This is a genomic window from Kitasatospora sp. NPDC057904 (assembly GCF_042887925.1).
Lineage (GTDB): Bacteria > Actinomycetota > Actinomycetes > Streptomycetales > Streptomycetaceae > Kitasatospora.
Genome location: NZ_JBHVOL010000012.1, coordinates 195631 through 216488, shown reverse-complemented (window position 1 = coordinate 216488; position 20858 = coordinate 195631). Strand labels below are relative to the sequence as shown.

The following is a 20858-nucleotide window of genomic DNA, read 5'->3' as shown; positions in this document are numbered from 1 at the left end:
CTTCGAGGTCCCCGGGAGAAGAGAAGCAGTGGTCAACGATTGCGCCGAGCAGCCGCCGGTGAAGGACGGCCCGGCCGACGGCTACGTCCGGGTCCGGCTCGACCTCGCCTACCACGGCGCCGAGTTCTCCGGCTGGGCCCGCCAGAAGGGCGGCCGCCGGACGGTCCAGGAGGAGATCGAGAGCGCGCTGCAGGTCGTCACCCGCAGCGGCGAGCTGTTCCCGCTGACCGTGGCCGGCCGCACCGACGCCGGCGTCCACGCGCGCGGCCAGGTCGCGCACGTCGACCTGCCGGCCGAGCTGTGGGAGGCGCACCGCGAGAAGCTGCTGCGCCGGCTGGCCGGGCGGCTGCCCGGGGACGTCCGGATCTACCGGGTCGGCGAGGCGCCGCCCGGGTTCGACGCGCGCTTCTCGGCGATCTGGCGGCGCTACGCGTACCGCGTGGCCGACCACCAGGGCGGGGTGGACCCGCTGCTGCGCGGGCACGTGCTCTGGCACGACCGGCCGCTCGACCTCGACCGGATGAACGAGGCCGCCAAGCTGCTGCTCGGCGAGCACGACTTCGCCGCGTACTGCAAGAAGCGCGAGGGCGCGACGACCATCCGCACCCTGCTGGAGCTCCACTGGGACCGCGTCCCGGTGGACCCCTACGCCGCCCAGGAGGGCTCGCTCGCGGTCGCCACCGTCCGCGCCGACGCGTTCTGCCACAACATGGTCCGGGCGCTGGTCGGCGCGATGCTGCTGGTCGGCGACGGGCACCGGCCGGTGGAGTTCCCCGGCGAGGTGCTGGCCGGCGGCGTCCGCAACTCGGCCGTCAACGTGATCCGGCCGTACGGGCTCACGCTGGAGGAGGTCGGCTACCCGGCCGACGACCAGCTGGCCGAACGCAACCGCCAGGCCCGGCGCATGCGGACCCTGCCCGGGCAGCCGGCCGCCGGTTAGGGCGCGTCTCCGGAGGCCGGCCCCAAATCCGTTTTGGCCGGAGGCGTCGGCTTGGGACAATCGCTCCCATGGGACACGTCGAGATTTCGCACCTTGAGTACTACCTGCCGGACGGACGGGTGCTGTTCGACGACGCGTCCTTCCGGGTCGGCGAGGGCGCCGCGGTCGCCCTGGTCGGGGCCAACGGCGCCGGCAAGACGACGCTGCTGCGCATGATCGCGGGCGACATCCAGCCGCACGGCGGCTCGGTGACGATCAGCGGCGGGCTCGGCGTGATGCGCCAGTTCGTCGGTACCACCGGCCGCGAGGACCGGTCGGCCACTCCCGGCGCGCTGCCGGCCGACGCCTCCGTGCGCGACCTGCTGGTCTCCGTCGCCCCCGAGCGGATCGCCACCGCCGCCCGCGCGGTGGACGCCGCCGAGCTCGCGATGATCGCGCAAGACGACGAGAAGACCCAGATGGCCTACGCCCAGGCGCTCTCCGACTGGGCCGACGTCGGCGGCTACGACTACGAGACCGACTGGGACGTCTGCACCATGGCGGCCCTCGGCGTGCCCTTCGACAAGGCCCAGTGGCGCGGCCTGAACACCCTCTCCGGCGGCGAGCAGAAGCGGCTCGTCCTGGAGACGCTGCTGCGCGGCCCGGAGGAGGTGCTCCTCCTCGACGAGCCGGACAACTACCTGGACGTCCCGGGCAAGCGCTGGCTGGAGGAGGCCATCAAGGCCACCTCGAAGACCGTGCTGTACATCTCACACGACCGCGAGCTGCTCTCGAAGACCGCGGACAAGATCATCGCCGTCGAGTCCGGCGCGGCCGGCAGCAGCGTCTGGGTGCACGGCGGCGGCTTCGACAGCTTCCACGAGGCCCGCAAGGACCGCTTCGCGCGCTTCGAGGAGCTCGGCCGGCGCTGGGACGAGGAGCACGCCAAGCTCAAGAAGCTGGTCGTCACCCTGCGCCAGGCCGCCTCCGTCAGCCACGCGCTCGCCACCCGCTACGCCGCCGCCCAGACCCGGCTGAAGAAGTTCGAGGAGGCCGGCCGCCCGGAGGAGCCGCCGCGCGAGCAGAGCATCACCATGCGGCTCAAGGGCGGGCGCACCGGCGTCCGGGCCTTCACCATGGAGCAGCTGGAGCTCACCGGCCTGATGCAGCCCTTCGACCTGGAGGTCTTCTACGGCGAGCGGGTCGGGGTGCTCGGCGCCAACGGCGCCGGCAAGTCGCACCTCCTGCGGCTGCTGGCCGGCGACGAGACGGTCGCGCACACGGGGGCGTGGAAGCTCGGCGCCCGGGTCGTCCCGGGCCACTTCCGGCAGACGCACGCCCACCCGGAGCTGTTCGGGCGCACCGTCCGCTCGATCGTGGAGGAGGAGCACGCGCTCAGCCGCGGCGCCGCGATGGGCGCGCTGCGCCGCTACGAGCTGGACCGGCAGGAGGAGCAGAAGTTCGAGTCGCTGTCCGGCGGCCAGCAGGCCCGGCTGATGATCCTCAAGCTCGAACTCTCCGGCGTGACGGCCCTGTTGCTCGACGAGCCGACCGACAACCTGGACCTGGAGAGCGCCGAGGCGCTGCAGGCCGGGCTGGAGGCCTTCGAGGGCACGGTGCTGTGCGTCACCCACGACCGGTGGTTCGCCCGGACCTTCGACCGCTACCTGGTGTTCGGGGCCGACGGCCGGGTGTTTGAGTCGTCCGAGCCGGTCTGGGACGTCACCCGGGTCGAGCGCGAACGCTGAGTGACGGGCGGCCGGTCCCGCGGCCGGTGGGAGCGGGATTTTGACCCCTCCCCGCCCGCCCGGTAACCTGGACGCTTGATGTGCGTATTGGCTCGCTCTATCTCACGTGAGAGGTCGGTACGCCGGAGACATCAGGTCGACGACCAGCGGTCACCCTTGAATTGCGTCCAAGGGTGATCAGGCTGCTCTTCCGTCCGGGTGCTCCTGTCAGGACTCACTCACTGAAAAGCGAAGGCTACGACCGTGCGTACGTACAGCCCCAAGCCCGGCGACGTCCAGCGTCAGTGGCACGTCATCGACGCGACCGACGTCGTGCTCGGCCGCCTGGCTTCCCAGGCCGCCAACCTCCTCCGGGGCAAGCACAAGGCGATCTACGCGCCGCACGTTGACACTGGTGACTTCGTCATCATCATCAACGCCGACAAGGTGCACCTGTCCGGTAACAAGAAGACCCAGAAGCTGGCCTACCGCCACTCGGGCTTCCCGGGCGGTCTGCGCTCGGTGCGCTACGACGACCTGCTGGCGAACAACCCGGAGAAGGCCGTCGAGAAGGCCATCAAGGGCATGATCCCCAAGAACAGCCTGGGCCGTCAGATGCTCTCGAAGCTGAAGGTCTACTCGGGCGACCAGCACCCCCACGCTGCCCAGCAGCCGGTGCCGTTCGAGATCACCCAGGTCGCGCAGTAATTCGGCCACCAAGCCCCCCAACACTGAAAAGAGCTGAGGAACACCGTGGCCGAGACCACTGAAACCCTTGAGGTCGACTTCGACGAGGCCGTTGAGGCCGTCGAGGGCGAGTACACCTCCGAGGAGAGCTACACCTCCGAGTCGCTGGCCGGCCGCTTCGGCGAGGCCGTCCCCGGCGCCGGCCTGGGCCGTCGCAAGGAGGCGATCGCCCGCGTGCGCATCGTCCCCGGCACCGGCCAGTGGAAGATCAACGGTCGCACCCTCGAGGGTTACTTCCCCAACAAGGTGCACCAGCAGACCGTGAACGAGCCCTTCAAGCTCCTCGAGCTGGACGGCCGTTACGACGTCGTCGCCCGCATCAGCGGTGGCGGCGTCTCCGGCCAGGCCTACGCGCTGCGCCTCGGCGTGGCCCGTGCCCTGAACGAGGCCGACGTGGACAACAACCGCGGCGCGCTGAAGAAGGCCGGCTTCCTGACCCGTGACGCCCGCGCCGTCGAGCGCAAGAAGGCCGGTCTGAAGAAGGCCCGCAAGGCGCCGCAGTACAGCAAGCGCTAATCGCGTCCCAGGGGGTGCGTACCGCCCTGGCGGCGCCGCCCCCTGGTTTGCGCAACCGTCGCCCCGGAGTACCACGTGTACTCCGGGGCGACGCGTTCCCCGGCTACTGTGCGGCGGCCGGGGACCGAGTGGACTTCCGGGACTGGTTGATGGAGGACGGGACAGTGGGACGACTCTTCGGTACGGACGGCGTGCGCGGAGTGGCCAACGTGGGCCTGACGGCGGAGCTCGCGCTCGGCCTGTCGGTCGCGGCGGCCCACGTGCTCGGCGAGGCCGGCGCCTTCGACGGCCACCGGCCGGTCGCGGTGGTCGGTCGCGATCCGCGGGCGTCGGGCGAGTTCCTGGAGGCCGCGGTCATCGCGGGCCTGGCCAGTTCCGGCGTCGACGTGCTGCGCGTCGGCGTGCTGCCCACCCCGGCCGTGGCGTACCTCACCGGCGCGCTCGGCGCCGACTTCGGCGTGATGCTCTCCGCCAGCCACAACGCGATGCCGGACAACGGCATCAAGTTCCTCGCCCGCGGCGGCCACAAGCTGGACGACACGATCGAGGACGCGATCGAGGCCCACTACCGCGCCCACGCCCTCGGCGGCGAGGAGTGGGACCGTCCGACCGGCGCGGCCGTCGGCCGGGTGCGCGAGTACACCGAGGGCTTCGACAAGTACGTCGCCCACCTGATCGGCGTCCTGCCCAACCGTCTGGACGGCATCAAGGTCGTCATCGACGGCGCCCACGGCGCCGCCGCCTACGTCGCCCCCGAGGCCTTCGCCCGGGCCGGCGCCGAGGTCGTCCACACCCTGGGCGCGGAGCCCACCGGCCTCAACATCAACGACGGCGTCGGCTCCACCCACCTGGACCGGCTGCGCACGGCGATGAAGGAGTACCAGGCCGACCTCGGCATCGCCCTCGACGGCGACGCCGACCGCTGCCTGGCCGCCGACGCCGACGGCAACGAGGTGGACGGCGACCAGATCATCGCCATCCTCGCCGTCGCCATGAAGGAGGCCGGCACCCTGCGCCGCAACACCGCGGTCGCCACCGTGATGTCCAACCTCGGCTTCAAGCTGGCGATGGAGCGCGAGGGCGTCGACCTGGTGGAGACCGCCGTCGGCGACCGCTACGTGCTGGAGGCGATGAAGGAGCACGGCTTCGCGCTCGGCGGCGAGCAGTCCGGCCACGTCATCCTGCTGGACCACGCCACCACCGGCGACGGCACCCTGACCGGCCTGATGCTGGGCGCCCGCCTGGCCGCCACCAAGCAGCCGCTCGCCGACCTGGCCGCCGTGATGACCCGGCTGCCGCAGGTCCTGATCAACGTCAAGGGCGTCGACAAGGGCCGCGTGAAGACCAGCACCGAGCTGGCCGCCGCGGTCGCCGAGGCCGAGGCCGAGCTGGGCTCCACCGGCCGGGTGCTGCTGCGCCCGTCGGGCACCGAGCCGCTGGTGCGCGTCATGGTCGAGGCCGCGGACGCCGTCCAGGCCGAGGGCGTCGCCGCCAAGCTGGCCGAGGCCGTGCGGACGCACCTGGGCTGAGCCCGGACGTGACGAAGGCCCCCGCCGCGGCCCCTGGACATCAGGGGGCGCGGCGGGGGCCTTCGCGGTCTGCTCCGAGGGGGCGTCAGAGCTTGCGCAGCAGGGCCCGGCGGACCTTGTGGTCCGGGCCCTTCTGCAGGACCAGGGTGGCCCGGCCCCGGGTCGGCAGCACGTTCTCCAGCAGGTTGGGCTTGTTGATGGTGCGCCAGACCTGGCGGCCGTAGTCCATCGCCTCCTCCTCCGGCACCTCGGTGAAGCGGCGGAAGTAGGAGTTCGGGTCCTGGAAGGCGGTCTCGCGCAGCTTGCGGAAGCGGTCCAGGTACCAGTGCTCGATGTCGTCGGTGCGGGCGTCGACGTAGATCGAGAAGTCGAAGTAGTCGGCCACCGCGAGGCGGGTCCGGCCGTCGGTGCCGGGCAGGGCGGGCTGGAGGACGTTCAGGCCCTCGACGATCAGGATGTCCGGGCGCTCCACGGTGAGCCGCTCGTCCGGCACGATGTCGTACACCAGGTGCGAGTAGACCGGGGCGCTGACGCGGTCCTTGCCCGCCTTCACGTCCGCGACGAAGCGCATCAGCGCGCGGCGGTCGTAGGACTCGGGGAAGCCCTTGCGGGCCATCAGGCCGCGGCGGCGCAGCTCGGCGTTGGGCAGCAGGAAGCCGTCGGTGGTGACCAGTTCGACCCGCGGGTGCTCGGGCCAGCGGGCCAACAGAGCCTGCAGCAGCCGGGCGGTGGTCGACTTGCCGACCGCGACGGAGCCGGCCACGCCGATGATGAACGGCGTGCGGGTGCGCTCGGTGTCCGGAGTGTCCAGGAACGTGCCCAGCGCGCCCCGCAGGTCGTGCGTGGCGTGGATGTACAGGTTCAGCAGCCGGGACAGCGGCAGGTAGACGTCCCGGACCTCGTCCAGGTCGAGCGCCGTGCCGAGACCGCGCAGCCGCTCGACCTCCTCGGCGGTCAGTGGCAGCGGCGTACGCTCGCGAAGGGCGCTCCACTCGGCCCGGCTGAGGTCCACGTAGGGGGACGGCGAGGGGCCGGGGGCGGTCGCGCCCCGGGTACAGAGTTCGGTCAGCACGTCCTCCATTGTGAGCGGTGGCGGCGTTCACGGTGGTTGTGGTGTCGGTCACGCACTGTTCGCGAAAGGTGGGAAAACGGGCCCAGACCCGCCCTTATGCTGGCACGCATGTGCGGAATTGTTGGATACGTGGGCGCGCAGTCCGCCCTCGACGTAGTAATCGCAGGCCTGCAGCGACTGGAGTACCGGGGCTACGACTCCGCCGGTGTCGCCGTGCAGGTCCAGGGCTCCGACGGGCAGTGGAGCCTCGTCACCGACAAGCGGGCCGGCAAGCTCGCCAACCTGGAGAAGTCGCTCGCCGAGTCCCCTCTGCCCGGCGGCACCACCGGCATCGGCCACACCCGCTGGGCCACCCACGGCGGCCCGACGGACGCCAACGCCCACCCCCACCTGGACGACGACCGCCGCGTGGCCGTCGTGCACAACGGCATCATCGAGAACTTCGCCCAGCTGCGCGCCGAGATCGCCGAGCGCGGCCACACCCTGCGCTCCGAGACCGACACCGAGGTCGTGGCGCACCTGCTCGGCGAGGCCTATCAGGGCGACCTCGCGGAGGCCATGCGGGTGGTCTGCCGCCGGCTGGACGGCGCCTTCACCCTCGTCGCCGTGCACGCCGACATGCCGGACGTCGTCGTCGGCGCCCGCCGCAACTCGCCGCTGGTCGTCGGGCGCGGCGAGGGCGAGAACTTCCTCGCCTCGGACGTCGCCGCGTTCATCGCGCACACCCGCGAGGCGATCGAGCTGGGCCAGGACCAGGTCGTCGAGCTGCGCCACGACGGCGTGACCGTCACCAACTTCGACGGCACCCCGGCCGACGTGCGCGAGTACCACGTCGACTGGGACGCCTCCGCCGCCGAGAAGGGCGGCTACGACTACTTCATGCTCAAGGAGATCGCCGAGCAGCCGAAGGCCGTCGCCGACACCCTCCTCGGCCGGATCGGCACCGACGGCCGCCTGACCCTCGACGAGCTGCGGATCTCCGACGCCGACCTGCGCTCCGTCGACAAGGTCGTCATCGTCGCCTGCGGCACCGCGTTCCACGCCGGCATGATCGCCAAGTACGCGATCGAGCACTGGACCCGCATCCCCTGCGAGGTCGAGGTCGCCTCGGAGTTCCGCTACCGCGACCCGATCATGGGCCCGGGCACGCTGGTCATCGCGATCTCGCAGTCCGGCGAGACCATGGACACCCTGATGGCCCTGCGGCACGCCCGCGAGCAGGGCGCCAAGGTGCTGGCGATCTGCAACACCAACGGCTCGACGATCCCGCGCGAGTCGGACGCGGTGCTGTACACGCACGCCGGTCCCGAGGTCGCCGTCGCGTCGACCAAGGCGTTCCTCACCCAGCTGGTCGCCTGCTACCTGGTCGCCCTGTACCTGGGCCAGGTCCGCGGCACCAAGTGGGGCGACGAGATCTTCACGATCATCCGCGAGCTCGGCGACGCGCCGAAGCAGGTCGAGCAGGTGCTGGAGACGATGGAGCCGGTGCGCGAGCTGGCCCGCTCGCTGGCCGACGCCCGCTCGGTGCTGTTCCTCGGCCGCCACGTCGGCTTCCCGGTGGCCCTGGAGGGCGCGCTCAAGCTCAAGGAGCTCGCCTACATGCACGCCGAGGGCTTCGCGGCCGGCGAGCTGAAGCACGGCCCGATCGCGCTCATCGAGGAGGGGCTGCCGGTCGTCGTGGTCGTGCCCTCGCCGCGCGGGCGTTCGATCCTGCACGACAAGATCGTCTCCAACATCCAGGAGATCCGCGCCCGTGGCGCCCGGACGATCGTGATCGCCGAGGAGGGCGACGAGGCGGTCGTGCCGTACGCCGACCACCTGATCCGCATCCCGGCGACCCCGACGCTGCTCCAGCCGCTGGTGTCCACCGTCCCGCTGCAGGTCTTCGCCTGCGAGCTGGCCACGGCCAAGGGCCACGAGGTCGACCAGCCGCGGAACCTGGCGAAGTCCGTCACGGTCGAGTAGTCCCGGCCCCTCTACACGGCGCCCCTGCGGCTACCGCAGGGGCGCCGTGTCGAGCGTGAAGGAGAACGGGGCGGGCAGGTCGATCGGCTTGCCGAAGTCGGTCTGGGTGTGGGCTGTGTAGTCGCCGTTCTCCGGGTCCGTGAACAGCGTGACCCTGCCCGCAGTGCGGTCGACCAGCAGATAGCAGGGGATGGCTGCGGCTGCGTAGCCGAGGCGCTTCGGCTCGCGCGCCCTGTGCGGACAGGTCGACGGGAGTTCGAGGACGAGCGCGACGCCGGCGGACGGTGCCCACGGAGCCTGATCCCGGAAGTGGCCCAACGGGGCCACGGTGGCGGCCGGGACGAACCGGCCCGCCGGGGTGATCAGCCCCCTGGCCGTGCTGACGTACAGCTCCTCGACCGCTTCCCGGGCCACGGTCCGGGCGAACCACGCGACCGCGTGCTCGTGAGTGCCGCCCGCTGATGGCGCGAGGACGATCTCCTCTTCGGGCTGGAAGAGCTCGGATTTGAAGAACTGAGGCACATGCAGCCTCAGGAACGTCTGGAGCAGGTCCACGTGCGACACCGTAGGCGTACGGACCGGTGCCGGCGGGGGATCGAAGTAGGGTCACTCGAAAGTGTGCCGCGGGCCGGCGTCGGCGTCTGCTGAAGGAGCTTCCGAATGCGTCATGCACACCGTGTGGAAGTCGTCCGGGCCGCCGAGGGGGAGCTGATGGCCCGGCTGCCCGACGGAACTCTGATGCAGCGGGCGGCCGCGGGGCTCGCGGCGACGTGCGCGCGGCTGCTGACGGGCCGTCGGGGCCGGGTGTACGGCAGCCGGGTGGTGGTGCTCGCGGGCAGCGGGGACAACGGGGGTGACGCCCTGTACGCCGCCGCCGCGCTGGCCCGGCGCGGTGCGCGGGCGACGGCGGTGCTGCTCGCGCCCGAGCGAGCGCACGCGGGCGGGCTCGCCGCGGTGCGGGCGGCGGGCGGACGGGTGGTCGTGGACCAGGAAGTCGGCCTGGCCGACTTCTCGCGCGCGGACCTGGTGTTGGACGGGATCGTCGGCATCGGCGGCCGCGGCGGGCTGCGGTCCGGGGCGCTGCCGTACGCGCAGGCCGCCCGGCGCGGCCTGGTGGTGGCCGTGGACCTGCCGAGCGGGGTCGACGCCGACACCGGCGAGGTGCCGGGCGAAGCGCTGCGCGCCGACGTCACCGTGTGCTTCGGCACGTACAAGCCCGGCCTGCTCGTCGACCCGGGCGCCTCGTACGCGGGGACGCTCCAACTCGTCGGGATCGGGCTGGAACTGCCGGAGGCGGACGTGACCGCCCTCCAGCACGCGGACGTGGCGGCGCTGCTGCCCGAGCCGGGCGTCGAGAGCGACAAGTACCGGCGCGGCGTCGTCGGCGTGGCGGCCGGCTCGGCGACGTACCCCGGTGCGGCGGTGCTGGCCGTCGCCGCGGCGCTGCGCGGCGGCGCCGGCGCGGTCCGGTACGTCGGCGCGGCGGCCGAGGAGGTCGTGCGGCGCTTCCCCGAGACGCTCGTCACCGAGGGCGGGCCGCACGGCGCCGGACGGGTGCAGGCGTGGGTGGTCGGCCCGGGCGGCGGCGAAACGGCGCGCCAGACCCTCGCCGAGGCGCTCGCGAGCGACGTCCCGGTGCTGGTCGACGCGGACGGGCTGACCGAACTCGGCCGCCTCGGCCCGGCCGCCCTGGCCGGCCGCACCGCGCCCACCCTGCTCACCCCGCACACCGGCGAGGCCGCCCGGCTGCTCGCCGGCGCCGACGGCACACCACCCCCGGCCGCCGACGACCTGGCCGCCACCCGGCTGACCACCGCCCGCCGCCTCGCCGCCGCCTACCGGGCGACCGTCCTGCTCAAGGGCTCCACGACGGTGATCGCCGACCCCGGCGGCGCGGTCCGCGTCAACCCGACCGGCACCTCCTGGCTGGCGACCGCCGGCAGCGGCGACGTCCTGGCAGGCCTGGCCGGCTCCCTCCTCGCCGCCGGTCTGACCCCACTGGACGCCGCCTCGGTCGCCGCCTACCTCCACGGCCTGGCCGGCCGCCGGGCAGCGGGCACACCGGGCGCCCCGACGACGGCCATGGCGGTGGCCGAGGCGTTGCCGGTGGTGTGGCGGGCCGTGCGGGCGGGGTAGGGCGGGGCGAGGGGCGGTGGCGTGCTCGCTTGGCCTGGCCGGCTGCCGGGTGGTGGCCGAGGCGTTGCCGGGGGTGTGGCGCGGCCTGCCTCCGGGCCGGAGGCTTGCTCGCTTGGTCTGGCTTGGCCGGCTGCCGGGTGGTGGCCGAGGCGCTGGTGGTGGTGTGGCGGGCCGTGCGGGCGGGGTAGGGCGCGGCGAGGGGCGGTGGCTTGCTCGCTTGGCTTGGCCGGCTGCCGGGTGATGGGTGCGCTGCCGGTGGTGTGGCGCGGCCTGCCTCCGGGCCGGAGGCTTGCTTGCTTGGTCTGGCCTGGCCGGCCGCCGGGCGGTGGCCGAGGCGTCGCCGGGGGTGTGGCGCGGCCTGCCTCCGGGGCGGCACACGCGGCGCCGGCGGTGGCGAGGCAGGGCGTGCAGGTGAGGTGGCGCGCGCATGCTCTCAGGTCGGGCGGCCACCATGAAGCGGCGCAGTCGGCGTCCCGGATGGCGTGGAGGGACGCCCGGGTGGGGTGGCGAGCGGTGCCCTCCGTGGGCGGCGGCGACGTCCTGGGTGCGGCGAGATGTGCGGGCGGGTATGCGGGGCTGAGGATGAGGCACGGGAAGTCGGGTGGGCCGACTTTTGGTGTGGTGCTCTCGTGTCGGGGTTGGACCGTTCGCTCCGGTGGGAAGTCGGTTCGGCCGACGTCTCGTGTGTGGAGGGGAGCGGAACCGGGGGTGGGGCCGGGGCGTCCGTGGTAGCGGAGAGCCGGTCCGGTGCAGGTCGGAGCAGCGGGTGGACGGCGGCCGTGGGGCGCCGCGCCGACGGGGCGTTCGGCGAGGACTCCGGGACGTCTGGGAGACTGACCCTGATGACAACTGCGAAGACGGCCGGCTCGGCCACCCTCACCGACGGCGTACGGGCCGAGGCGACCATCGATCTGGGCGCCCTGCGCGGCAACCTCGCCGCGCTGCGCGAACGCGTCGCAAGCGCGGCGGTGATGCTCGCGGTCAAGGCGGACGCCTACGGCCACGGCGCGGTCGCGTGTGCCCGCGAGGCGGTCGCGAACGGGGTCGGGTGGCTGGGCTGCGCGACGCCCGAGGAGGCGCTGGCGCTGCGGGCCGCGGGCATCGGCCCGGAGCAGGCCCGCGTCCTGTGCTGGCTGTGGACGCCGGGCGGCCCGTGGCGGCAGGCGCTCCTGTCCGACCTGGACATCTCGGTCAGCGGGCAGTGGGCGCTCGACGAGCTGCTCCCCGCGGTCCGCGAGACCGGCATCCCGGCCCGCGTGCACCTGAAGGCGGACACCGGCCTCGGCCGCAACGGCTGCCAGCCGCACGACTGGCCGGCCCTGGTCGACGCCGCCCGCCGCGCCGAGGCCGAGGGGCTGCTCACGGTCGTCGGCGTCTGGTCGCACTTCGCCGCCGCGGACGAGCCCGGGCACCCGTCGATCCAGGCCCAGCTGGACGCCTTCCACACCGCGCTGGCGTACGCGGAGGCCGCCGGGCTGCGCCCCGAGGTGCGGCACCTGGCGAACTCGCCGGCCGCGCTGCTGCTGCCGGAGTCGCACTTCGACCTGGTCCGTACGGGCCTGGCCGCGTACGGGCTGTCGCCGGTGCCCGAGGTGGGTTCGCCGGCCGACTTCGGGCTGCGCCCGGTGATGTCGCTGACGGCGCGGCTGGCGCTGGTGAAGCACGTGCCGGGCGGGCACGGGGTCAGTTACGGCCACCACTACACCACCCCGGGGCCGACCACGCTGGGGCTCGTCCCGGTGGGCTACGGCGACGGCGTCCCGCGGCACGCGAGCGGCACCGGGCCGGTGCAGATCGGCGGCAAGTGGCGCACGGTGGCGGGCCGGGTGGCGATGGACCAGTTCGTCGTGGACCTCGGCGGGGACACCCCTCGGGTCGGCGACGAGGTGCTGCTGTTCGGCAGCGGTGAGCGCGGCGAGCCGACCGCGGAGGACTGGGCCCGGGCCTGCGGCACCATCGCGTACGAGATCGTGACCCGGATCGGCGCCCGGGTGCCGCGGCGCCACCTGGACGGCACGGTCCGCGCATGACGGAGTCCGACGGCCCGGCCGGGGCGGTCGCGAAGGCGGCGTCCGGGGTGAGCCGGGCGGGCGTGATCGGGATCTCGGTCGGCGTGCTGGCGGCGGGGGCCGCGGCCGGCGTGGCGATCGAACGGCTGACGGTCGGCCGGGCGACCCGCCGCCGGGCCCGGGCCGAGCTGGACGCCGGTGCGCCGTACGGTTCGCTGCGCGGGCGCCCGCGGACGGTGGCCGCACCGGACGGCACCGAGCTGTACGTCGAGCTGGACGGCACCGGCTGGGACGACGCGGGCGGTGCCGCCGGGCCGCTGACCGTGGTCTTCAGCCACGGCTACTGCCTGAACCAGGACAGCTGGCACTTCCAGCGGGCCGCGCTGCTCGACGGCCTGCGGCTGGTCTTCTGGGACCAGCGCAGCCACGGCCGTTCGGAGCGCTCCCGCTCCTACCTGGCCGGGGAGCCCGCGAGCATCGACCAGCTGGGCGGGGACCTCAAGGCGGTGATCGACGCCGTCGCGCCGACCGGGCCGCTGGTGCTGGTCGGCCACTCGATGGGCGGCATGACGGTGATGGCGCTGGCCGACCAGCACCCGGAGCTGTTCCGCGAGCGCGTGGCCGGCGTGGCGCTGGTGGGCACGCTGGCGGGGAACTGGGACCAGGTCAGCCTGGGCCTGCCGTCGGCGGGCGCGAAGCTGTTCAAGCGGGTCGCGCCCGGGGTGGTCAAGCTGCTGGGCCGTCAGGTGGAGCTGGTGGAGGCGACCCGCCGGTTCGGCTCGGACGTCGCGGCCGTGTTCTACCGGAAGTTCTCCTTCGGTTCGAAGGACGTCGACCCGGGCGTGGTGCGCTTCGCCGAGCAGCTGCTGGACGCCACGCCGATCGACGTCGTCGCCGAGTTCTACCCGGTGTTCGGCGCGCACGAGAAGACCGCCGCGCTGGCGGCCCTGCGCGGCCTGCCGGCGCTGGTGCTGGCCGGCACCAAGGACCTCCTGACGCCGCCCGCGCACAGCGAGGCGATGGCCGAGCAACTGCCCGGCGCCGAGCTGGTGATCGTCGAGGGCGCCGGCCACCTGGTGATGCTGGAGCGCCCGGAGCTGGTGGACCACCACCTGGCCGCGCTGCTCAGGCGGGCCGCGGCGTTCGGCGGGGCCGCCGAGCCGCCGCCGTCCGTCCTCGATCCGGTCTGAGGGACGGCCGGGGACCGCGGCGCGCGCCCGGCCGCGGATGTGGCACGGTAGCGGGGGCGGCCGGTGGTCGGCGCGCCCGGTACGGACCGAAGGGCAAGACACGCGCATGGGCTCGCACGCCACTCTCACCGTCCCCACCCCGGAGCGGATGGGCCGGCTCGGCCGGGAGCTGGCCGCGCTGCTGAGGCCGGGGGACCTGGTGCTCCTTTCGGGTGAGCTGGGCGCGGGGAAGACCACGCTGACCAGGGGCCTGGGGGAGGGCCTGCAGGTGCGCGGCGCGGTGACCTCGCCGACCTTCGTGATCGCCCGGGTGCACCCGTCGCTCGTGGGCGGTCCGGCCCTGGTGCACGTGGACGCGTACCGGCTGGGCGGCGACCTGGACGAGATGGAGGACCTCGACCTCGACGTGTCGCTGCCGGAGTCGGTGGTGGTGGTCGAGTGGGGCGAGGGCAAGGTCGAGCGGCTGTCCGAGGACCGCCTGGAGGTGCGGATCGAGCGGGCGATCGGCGACACCGCGGGCGAGGACCACGACCCGCGCCGCGTGCTGCTGACCGGCATCGGGGCGCGCTGGGAGGACGTCGAGCTGGCGAAGCTGGCGTGACGGCCCGTCGGACCGTGCGGAGGCTTCGCCGTCCGTTTGCCGACAGGCTGTCGGGAAAGTGTTGCGAGGGGGGCGCCGGGCGTGATGGGATGGGTGCTGCGGTTAGGTCTGCCTAACTAGGGAGGCGCCATGTCGAGCACCACCCCCGCCCCGGAGCGCGCCGTGCGCACCACCGGGGCCGGAGAGTCCGCCCGTCGCGCTCCGGGGGAGCCGATGCGGGCGCTGCTGGCCGCGTGCGCCGCGGCCGAGGCGGTGTCCACCCCGCCCGAACCGGCGCCGCGCCGGGCCGACGACGCCGGGACGGACACGCCCCGCGCGGCCTGACGGCCCTGGTCGGACGCGCGCGCCGGGTGACCACGAGTCGGACGGGCACGCCTCAGGCGACCACGACCACCTTGGTGTCCTTCGGGGCGAAGTCCCACAGCAGCTGACCGTCCTGGCGGGAGCTGCGGATGCCGCCGGTCTTGGTCTTGGGGTCGGCGGTCGGCGTCGCGCCGTCCACGGCCGCGCTGAAGCCGAAGACCACGCCGTTCTGCTGCGCGAAGCGCACCACGTGCTCGATCTGCTTGCCGTCCGTCCCGGTGGTGGTGGCCGTGCGGCTGTACACCGGGTACGCGCCGGGGGTCGGCTCGACCGTGCCCGGGGTGACCGGGAACGCCGCGACCACCTGCGGGTTCTTCTTCGGCTCGATCAGCCACACGTAGTGGCCGGAGACCGAGTAGACGACCCGCGTGCCGGTGCCCGAGGAGGCCGGCAGCGTCGGTGCCGTCGGGGTCGGGGTCGTGCTCGGCGCCGCCGAGGTGGCCGGGCCGCCGGCCGTCGCGGTGGCGGTCGGCCGCGCGGCGCCCGCGCGGTCCTGGGCGCCGTTCGCCTGGAAGGCCAGCAGGCTCACGACCGCCAGGGCTCCCAGGGTCAGCCCCGTGACCACCACTCCAGGACCCATCTTCGCCACTGCCGCTCCCGCCGCCGTCCGCTGTACGTACCGCCCTAATCGTGCCAGGTCCTGCGGGCCGCTCCGCAGCGGCTCGGACGTGTGTTCCGCAGTGGTACGCCGTATCGATCGGCCGGTCGGCCCAACGTCGGTCTAACCTTGACCCGTGCTGCTGCTCGCGTTCGACACCGCTACCCCCGCCGTCACCGCCGCCGTCCACGACGGCACGGCCGTCCTCGCCGAGACCGACCAGGTCGACGCCCGGCGCCACGGCGAACTGCTCCTGCCCGCCATCGACCGGGTGCTGCGGACGGCCGGCGTCGACAAGCAGCAGCTCACCGGCATCGCCGTCGGCGTCGGCCCCGGCCCGTACACCGGCCTGCGGGTCGGCCTCGTGACCGCCGCCGCGCTCGGCCACGCGCTGGGCCTGCCGGTGCACGGCGTCTGCACCCTGGACGCGATCGCGTTCCAGGCGCGCGCCGAGGGCCTGGCCGGGCAGCCGTTCACGGTGGCCACCGACGCGCGCCGCAAGGAGGTCTACTGGGCCTCCTACGACGCCGACGGCCGCCGCACCGAGGGCCCCGGCGTGGACCGCCCGGCCGAGCTGTCGCCGCAGCCGCGTTCGGTCGGCGCCGGCGCGCTGCTCTACCCCGACGCCTTCCCGGGCGCGCACGGCCCCGAGCACGTCTCGGCCGGCGCCCTGGCCGGCTTCGCCGCCGCCGAGCTGGCCGCCGGGCGCGAGCTGCTGCCGAACGTGCCGCTGTACCTGCGCCGCCCGGACGCCCAGGTGCCGGCCGGCTACAAGGCGGTGCTCCCGGCGTGAACCACGGCACCACCCTGCGCCCGATGCGCTGGTGGGACATCGAGCCGGTGATGGAACTGGAGCTGCGGCTCTTCCCCGAGGACGCCTGGTCCCACGGGATGTACTGGTCCGAGCTGGCCGAGACCCACCCCGGCGGCACCCGCCACTACACCGTCGCCACCGCCGCGGACGGCACGATCGTCGGCTACGCCGGACTGATGGCGATCGCCGGCGAGGGCGACGTCCAGACCATCGCCGTCGACGAACGCCACCAGGGCGCCGGCCTCGGCGCGGCGCTGCTCACCGACCTGATCCGGGAGTCCGCCCGGCGGGGCTGCGCCGAACTGCTGCTGGAGGTGCGGGTGGACAACCCGCGCGCCCAGCGGCTGTACGAGCGCCACGGCTTCCAGCCGGTGGGCATCCGGCGCGGCTACTACCAGCCCGCCAACGTCGACGCGCTGGTGATGCGCCTCGACCACCCCAGCACCGACAGCACCGACAGCACCGACCCGAAGGACATTGAGGACACCCGCCATGGCTGACGAACCGCTCGTCCTCGGCATCGAGACCTCCTGCGACGAGACCGGCGTCGGCATCGTGCGCGGCACCACGCTGCTGGCCGACGCGGTCGCCTCCAGCGTCAACGACCACGCCCGCTTCGGCGGCGTCGTCCCGGAGATCGCCAGCCGGGCCCACCTGGAGGCGATGGTCCCGACCATCCAGCGCGCCCTGGACACCGCCGGGGTCAAGGCGAGCGACCTGGACGGCATCGCCGTGACGGCGGGCCCCGGCCTGGCCGGCGCGCTGCTGGTCGGCGTCAGCGCCGCGAAGGCGTACGCCTGGGCGCTCGACAAGCCGCTGTACGGGGTCAACCACCTCGCCTCGCACATCTGCGTCGACCAGCTGGAGCACGGCCGGCTGCCCTCGCCGACCATGGCGCTGCTGGTCTCCGGCGGGCACTCCTCGCTGCTGCTCAGCGAGGACATCACGACCGACGTCCGCCCGCTCGGCGCGACCATCGACGACGCGGCCGGCGAGGCCTTCGACAAGGTGGCCCGGGTGCTCGGCCTGGGCTTCCCCGGCGGCCCGATCGTCGACCGCACGGCCCGCGAGGGCGACCCCAAGGCCATCGGCTTCCCGCGCGGGCTGAGCGGCAAGAACGACCCCGCGTACGACTTCTCGTTCTCCGGCCTGAAGACCGCCGTCGCCCGCTGGGTGGAGGCCAAGCGCCGGGCCGGCGAGGAGGTGCCGATCGCCGACGTGGCGGCGTCCTTCCAGGAGGCGGTCACCGACGTGCTCACCCGCAAGGCCGTCAGGGCGTGCAAGGACAACGGCGTCGACCACCTGATGATCGGCGGCGGGGTCGCGGCCAACTCGCGGCTGCGCGAGATGGCCCAGCAGCGCTGTGACCGGGCCGGGATCAAGCTGCGGGTGCCGCGCCCGGGCCTGTGCACCGACAACGGCGCGATGGTGGCCGCGCTGGGCTCCGAGATGGTGTGGCGCGACCGCGCGCCGTCCGCCTTCGACCTGTCGGCGGACTCCTCGCTGCCCGTCACCGACGTCCACGTCCCGGGCGTGGACCACCACCACGGCGACGTCCACGGCCAGGCGTACGAGGCCCTCGGCGGCGGTGCGGCGTGACCGTCGCCATGATGTGGGAGGCCCGCGCCGCCGACGGCCGCGGGGCCGAACTCGCCTCCTGGGCACGGGAGACGGCGATCCCGGCGCTGCGCGGCTCGGCGGGCCTGGAGCGCCTCGAACTGTTCGGCGCCCCCGGTGAGCGGGTGCTGCTGATCGCCTGGTGGAGCGGCGAGCCGGTGCCCGTCGCCGAGCCGCCGGCCGAGCTGCTCGGCCGTCCGGTGCACCGCTGGTCCTTCACCAGCGAGCACGTCGAGTAGGCCGGTACGGGAACCGCGCGCCGGGCCACTACCGTGCTAGCTGAGAAACGGCGGACGGACCAGGAGCGCGTGCGGTGAAGCAGGACGGCCGGAACAGGACCAAGGCGTACGCGGCGGGGGCGCTGGCCCTGCTGGCCCTCGCCACCGGGTGCGGCGGCAACGGGGACGGCGCCGCCGCCCCGGCACCCACGAGCGCGGCCCCGGCCGGGGGCCAGCCCGCCGGCGGCGCCGCGCCGACCGCCGCGGCGACCACGCCCGCGGCGGCGCAGGCCGCGGGCGACGCCGCGTGGGCGAAGTGGAACCTCAAGCCGCTGGCCCCGGCCCCCGCGCCGCCCGCCGACAAGCCCGTCAAGCTCGAACGGACCGGCACCGTACCGGTGTTCAGCGACGTGAAGACGAGCGACAAGGTCGTCTTCATCACCATCGACGACGGTGCCGAGAAGGACCCGAAGTTCGTCGAGATGCTGACCGACCTCAAGGTGCCGATCACGATGTTCCTGACCAAGGACATCGTCAAGAACGACTACGGCTACTTCAAGCCACTCCAGGCGCTCGGCAACCACATCCAGAACCACACCGTCACCCACCCGGTGATGAGCAAGCTCACGCCGGACAAGCAGAAGTCCGAGATCTGCGACGACCAGAGCGCGCTCACCCAGCAGTACGGCACCGCGCCGCTGCTGTTCCGCCCGCCGTTCGGGGACGGTGCCAACACGCCGACGCTCAACACCTCGGTGCAGGAGTGCGGTCCGCGGGCGGTCGTGCTGTGGCGCGAGTCCATGCAGATCCACGACATGCAGTACCAGGCGGCGGACAAGAAGCTGAAGCCCGGCGACATCATCCTGGCCCACTTCCGCGGGCCGAAGGAGCTCAAGGGCGCCACGATGACCCAGATGTTCGGCGAGCTGCTGGCCCGGATCCAGGAGCAGGGCTTCTCGGTGGCCCGGCTGGACGACTACATCCAGCCGCCGGCGTAGCCGTCCGGTCCGTCCGTCCGGTCAGCCGCTCCGTCCGTCAGGCGCGGCCGATCAGACCGGCTGACCGAGCATCATCAGCGGGCCGTTGTCGGTGCGGCTGAGGATCACCGTGACGGAGTTCGGCCCGGAGGGCTTGAGCTGGCGGCGCAGCTCCTCCGGGGTGATCGCCATCCCGCGCTTCTTGATCACCACGGTGCCGACCCCGCGTTCGCGCAGCAGGGCCTTCAGCTTCTTGATGTGGAAGGGCAGCACGTCGGTCAGCTCGAAGGCGTGCGCGTACGGCGTCGGGACCAGCTCGTCCGAGGTCAGGTAGGCGATCTTCGGGTCGATCAGCCGTCCGCCCACCTGCTCGGCCACCTCGGCCACCAGGTGGGCGCGGATCACGGCGCCGTCCGGCTCGTACAGGTACCGGCCGACCGGCCCGGCCGCCGGGTCGGGCAGATCGCCGCCGGTGAGGCTCGCGGCGTGCGGCAGGAGCGTCGCGCGGTGCGGGTGGGCGGCCTTGGTGCCGAACCAGAGCACCGCCTCCTTCACGTCCCCGTGGTCGGAGACCCACTCGGCCTCGGCGTCCTCGGGGACGGCCTCGTGCGGGATGCCCGGCGCGACCTTCAGCGCGCCGATCGGGGTCCGGCGGCCGGCCTCGACGGCCCACGAGAGCGGCGGGGCGTACGCCTCCGGGTCGAACACCCGGCCGCGCGCCGTCCGTCGCGCCGGGTCGGTGAACACCGCGTCGTAGCCGGTGACGTCCACGTCGGCGACGTCCGCGCAGCGCACCTCGACCAGGTCGGCGAGGCCCAGCGCGGCGGCGTTGGCGGCGGTGGCCGCGCAGGCGGCCGGGTCCCGGTCGACGGCCAGCACCTCGATCCCGGCCCGGGCCAGCGCCAGGACGTCCCCGCCGATCCCGCAGCACAGGTCGGCCAGCCGCCGCACCCCGAGCCCGGCGAAGCGCTGTGCGCGCCACTCGGCGACGCTGCGCCGGGTGGACTGCTCGACGCCGTTGGGCGTGAAGTACATCAGGTCGGCGTCCGCCCCGAACTTCGCGCGGGCGCGCTGGCGCAGCCGCGCCTGCCCGAACGCCGCCGACACCAGGTCGGCCGGGTGCTCGCGCCGCAGCCGGGTGGCCAGCGCGAGCTCCTCCTCGGGCGTGAACTCGCGCAGCGCGGCGAGCAGGTCCTGTCCCTCGGGGGTCAGCAGCGGCTGGAGGTTCTCGGTGTCCACGGGGCCATTCTCGCCGGTCGGGCGGTGTGGTGGCCGGTCCCGGGCGGTCGTGCAGGGCCGCGCGGGACGGCGGCCGCGCGTCCGCGGGCCGGGACGGCGGGGCGCGTCGTTGGCACTCTGGTTGACTGAGTGCTAACACGGGCCTATGGTCGTCCTTGGCACTCTCCACCTGGGGAGTGCTAACGCGAAGACGCGTGCCTGACCCCCGCGACGGCAGGTGCGCAGGTTCGCCCCTTACCCGTTAGAAAACCCCGTAATCTCCGAAGGGGAGCTCGGACGTGACCACCAGCAGCAAGGTTGCCATCAAGCCGCTCGAGGACCGCATCGTGGTCCAGCCGCTCGACGCCGAGACCACCACGGCCTCCGGCCTGGTTATCCCGGACACCGCCAAGGAGAAGCCCCAGGAGGGTGTCGTCCTGGCCGTCGGCCCGGGCCGCTTCGAGGACGGCCAGCGTCTGCCGCTCGACGTCGCCGTCGGTGACATCGTCCTGTACTCGAAGTACGGCGGCACCGAGGTGAAGTACCAGGGCGAGGAGTACCTCGTCCTCTCCGCCCGCGACGTTCTCGCCATCATCGAGAAGTAAGTCGTTCCGACCCGCCCCGGATCCGTGTCCCAAGTGA

General features: G+C 73.6%; 21 protein-coding genes. 17 read left to right on the top strand and 4 right to left on the bottom strand.

Annotation, left to right across the window (positions count from 1 at the left end; genetic code table 11):
* Positions 1 to 28: 28 nt before the first annotated feature.
* The 5 genes from truA (at position 29) to glmM (ending at position 5438) form a co-directional block, all read left to right on the top strand.
* Positions 29 to 940 (top strand): tRNA pseudouridine(38-40) synthase TruA, encoded by a 912-nt coding sequence (truA, locus tag ACFVSN_RS28565; RefSeq protein ID WP_380435927.1) that lies wholly within the window; start codon positions 29 to 31, stop codon positions 938 to 940.
* A 68-nt stretch (positions 941 to 1008) separates the two neighbouring features.
* Positions 1009 to 2667: an ABC-F family ATP-binding cassette domain-containing protein gene (locus ACFVSN_RS28560; protein ID WP_380496056.1), complete on the top strand. Its 1659-nt coding sequence runs from the start codon at positions 1009 to 1011 to the stop codon at positions 2665 to 2667.
* 243 nt (positions 2668 to 2910) lie between these two features.
* Positions 2911 to 3354 carry a 50S ribosomal protein L13 gene (gene rplM / locus ACFVSN_RS28555; RefSeq protein WP_030055846.1) on the top strand — a complete coding sequence of 148 codons (444 nt, stop codon included), beginning with the start codon at positions 2911 to 2913 and terminating at the stop codon, positions 3352 to 3354.
* 45 nt (positions 3355 to 3399) lie between these two features.
* Entirely contained in the window at positions 3400 to 3909 is a 510-nt protein-coding gene (gene rpsI / locus ACFVSN_RS28550) for a 30S ribosomal protein S9 (RefSeq protein ID WP_049649053.1), read from the top strand.
* Between the two features lie 164 nt (positions 3910 to 4073).
* Positions 4074 to 5438 carry a phosphoglucosamine mutase gene (gene glmM, locus ACFVSN_RS28545; RefSeq protein ID WP_387956821.1) on the top strand — a complete coding sequence of 455 codons (1365 nt, stop codon included), beginning with the start codon at positions 4074 to 4076 and terminating at the stop codon, positions 5436 to 5438.
* Between the two features lie 85 nt (positions 5439 to 5523).
* Here glmM and coaA read toward each other — a convergent pair whose 3' ends face one another.
* On the bottom strand, positions 5524 to 6519 hold the full coding sequence (gene coaA / locus ACFVSN_RS28540) for a type I pantothenate kinase (protein ID WP_380435934.1): 996 nt from the start codon (positions 6517 to 6519) through the stop codon (positions 5524 to 5526).
* A 99-nt stretch (positions 6520 to 6618) separates the two neighbouring features.
* Between coaA and glmS the strand changes: the two genes are divergently transcribed.
* The gene (glmS, locus tag ACFVSN_RS28535) at positions 6619 to 8475 is read left to right on the top strand and encodes a glutamine--fructose-6-phosphate transaminase (isomerizing) (RefSeq protein WP_380435936.1); all 1857 of its coding nucleotides are present in this window, start codon (positions 6619 to 6621) and stop codon (positions 8473 to 8475) included.
* A 30-nt stretch (positions 8476 to 8505) separates the two neighbouring features.
* Here glmS and ACFVSN_RS28530 read toward each other — a convergent pair whose 3' ends face one another.
* Complete coding sequence (locus ACFVSN_RS28530) at positions 8506 to 9030, bottom strand: Uma2 family endonuclease (RefSeq protein ID WP_380435938.1); 525 nt, start codon at positions 9028 to 9030, stop codon at positions 8506 to 8508.
* A 105-nt stretch (positions 9031 to 9135) separates the two neighbouring features.
* Between ACFVSN_RS28530 and ACFVSN_RS28525 the strand changes: the two genes are divergently transcribed.
* From ACFVSN_RS28525 to ACFVSN_RS28505, 5 genes are all read left to right on the top strand, one after another.
* Positions 9136 to 10611 (top strand): NAD(P)H-hydrate dehydratase, encoded by a 1476-nt coding sequence (locus ACFVSN_RS28525; RefSeq protein ID WP_387956820.1) that lies wholly within the window; start codon positions 9136 to 9138, stop codon positions 10609 to 10611.
* An 842-nt stretch (positions 10612 to 11453) separates the two neighbouring features.
* Positions 11454 to 12641 (top strand): alanine racemase, encoded by a 1188-nt coding sequence (alr, locus tag ACFVSN_RS28520; protein ID WP_387592802.1) that lies wholly within the window; start codon positions 11454 to 11456, stop codon positions 12639 to 12641.
* Positions 12638 to 13810, top strand: a complete 1173-nt coding sequence (locus ACFVSN_RS28515; protein ID WP_387956819.1) for an alpha/beta fold hydrolase — start codon at positions 12638 to 12640, stop codon at positions 13808 to 13810. The genes alr and ACFVSN_RS28515 overlap by 4 nt, the downstream gene beginning before the upstream one ends.
* Positions 13811 to 13916: 106 nt before the next feature.
* The gene (gene tsaE / locus ACFVSN_RS28510; RefSeq protein ID WP_359962313.1) at positions 13917 to 14411 is read left to right on the top strand and encodes a tRNA (adenosine(37)-N6)-threonylcarbamoyltransferase complex ATPase subunit type 1 TsaE; all 495 of its coding nucleotides are present in this window, start codon (positions 13917 to 13919) and stop codon (positions 14409 to 14411) included.
* A 129-nt stretch (positions 14412 to 14540) separates the two neighbouring features.
* Positions 14541 to 14735: a hypothetical protein gene (locus ACFVSN_RS28505; RefSeq protein ID WP_380435946.1), complete on the top strand. Its 195-nt coding sequence runs from the start codon at positions 14541 to 14543 to the stop codon at positions 14733 to 14735.
* Positions 14736 to 14787: 52 nt separating this feature from the next.
* On the opposite strand, the gene ACFVSN_RS28500 is transcribed toward ACFVSN_RS28505, so the two are convergent.
* The gene (locus tag ACFVSN_RS28500) at positions 14788 to 15354 is read right to left on the bottom strand and encodes a hypothetical protein (RefSeq protein WP_380435986.1); all 567 of its coding nucleotides are present in this window, start codon (positions 15352 to 15354) and stop codon (positions 14788 to 14790) included.
* A gap of 154 nt (positions 15355 to 15508) precedes the next feature.
* On the opposite strand from ACFVSN_RS28500, the gene tsaB reads away from it, so the two are divergent.
* The 5 genes from tsaB (at position 15509) to ACFVSN_RS28475 (ending at position 19019) form a co-directional block, all read left to right on the top strand.
* Positions 15509 to 16165 carry a tRNA (adenosine(37)-N6)-threonylcarbamoyltransferase complex dimerization subunit type 1 TsaB gene (gene tsaB / locus ACFVSN_RS28495; RefSeq protein ID WP_380502152.1) on the top strand — a complete coding sequence of 219 codons (657 nt, stop codon included), beginning with the start codon at positions 15509 to 15511 and terminating at the stop codon, positions 16163 to 16165.
* Positions 16166 to 16188: 23 nt separating this feature from the next.
* Entirely contained in the window at positions 16189 to 16686 is a 498-nt protein-coding gene (gene rimI, locus ACFVSN_RS28490) for a ribosomal protein S18-alanine N-acetyltransferase (protein ID WP_380435988.1), read from the top strand.
* Positions 16679 to 17785, top strand: coding sequence for a tRNA (adenosine(37)-N6)-threonylcarbamoyltransferase complex transferase subunit TsaD (gene tsaD, locus ACFVSN_RS28485; RefSeq protein WP_387956818.1), 1107 nt, complete (start codon positions 16679 to 16681; stop codon positions 17783 to 17785). The genes rimI and tsaD overlap by 8 nt, the downstream gene beginning before the upstream one ends.
* Entirely contained in the window at positions 17782 to 18042 is a 261-nt protein-coding gene (locus tag ACFVSN_RS28480) for a hypothetical protein (protein ID WP_380496074.1), read from the top strand. The genes tsaD and ACFVSN_RS28480 overlap by 4 nt, the downstream gene beginning before the upstream one ends.
* A 74-nt stretch (positions 18043 to 18116) precedes the next feature.
* Entirely contained in the window at positions 18117 to 19019 is a 903-nt protein-coding gene (locus ACFVSN_RS28475; protein WP_380435952.1) for a polysaccharide deacetylase family protein, read from the top strand.
* Between the two features lie 51 nt (positions 19020 to 19070).
* Here ACFVSN_RS28475 and ACFVSN_RS28470 read toward each other — a convergent pair whose 3' ends face one another.
* Positions 19071 to 20237: a methyltransferase domain-containing protein gene (locus tag ACFVSN_RS28470; RefSeq protein ID WP_380496076.1), complete on the bottom strand. Its 1167-nt coding sequence runs from the start codon at positions 20235 to 20237 to the stop codon at positions 19071 to 19073.
* A gap of 278 nt (positions 20238 to 20515) precedes the next feature.
* Between ACFVSN_RS28470 and groES the strand changes: the two genes are divergently transcribed.
* Positions 20516 to 20821, top strand: a complete 306-nt coding sequence (gene groES / locus ACFVSN_RS28465) for a co-chaperone GroES (protein WP_014136232.1) — start codon at positions 20516 to 20518, stop codon at positions 20819 to 20821.
* Positions 20822 to 20858: the final 37 nt, after the last annotated feature.

What these genes read in the sequence shown, in the direction of transcription:
- ACFVSN_RS28560 (WP_380496056.1), top strand. Translation starts at nt 1,009, where the DNA reads ATGGGACACGTCGAGATTTCGCACCTTGAGTACTACCTGCCGGACGGA.
- coaA (WP_380435934.1), bottom strand. Translation starts at nt 6,519, where the DNA reads ATGGAGGACGTGCTGACCGAACTCTGTACCCGGGGCGCGACCGCCCCC.
- glmS (WP_380435936.1), top strand. Translation starts at nt 6,619, where the DNA reads ATGTGCGGAATTGTTGGATACGTGGGCGCGCAGTCCGCCCTCGACGTA.
- ACFVSN_RS28525 (WP_387956820.1), top strand. Translation starts at nt 9,136, where the DNA reads ATGCGTCATGCACACCGTGTGGAAGTCGTCCGGGCCGCCGAGGGGGAG.
- alr (WP_387592802.1), top strand. Translation starts at nt 11,454, where the DNA reads ATGACAACTGCGAAGACGGCCGGCTCGGCCACCCTCACCGACGGCGTA.
- ACFVSN_RS28515 (WP_387956819.1), top strand. Translation starts at nt 12,638, where the DNA reads ATGACGGAGTCCGACGGCCCGGCCGGGGCGGTCGCGAAGGCGGCGTCC.
- tsaE (WP_359962313.1), top strand. Translation starts at nt 13,917, where the DNA reads ATGGGCTCGCACGCCACTCTCACCGTCCCCACCCCGGAGCGGATGGGC.
- ACFVSN_RS28505 (WP_380435946.1), top strand. Translation starts at nt 14,541, where the DNA reads ATGTCGAGCACCACCCCCGCCCCGGAGCGCGCCGTGCGCACCACCGGG.
- ACFVSN_RS28500 (WP_380435986.1), bottom strand. Translation starts at nt 15,354, where the DNA reads ATGGGTCCTGGAGTGGTGGTCACGGGGCTGACCCTGGGAGCCCTGGCG.
- rimI (WP_380435988.1), top strand. Translation starts at nt 16,189, where the DNA reads ATGCGCTGGTGGGACATCGAGCCGGTGATGGAACTGGAGCTGCGGCTC.
- tsaD (WP_387956818.1), top strand. Translation starts at nt 16,679, where the DNA reads ATGGCTGACGAACCGCTCGTCCTCGGCATCGAGACCTCCTGCGACGAG.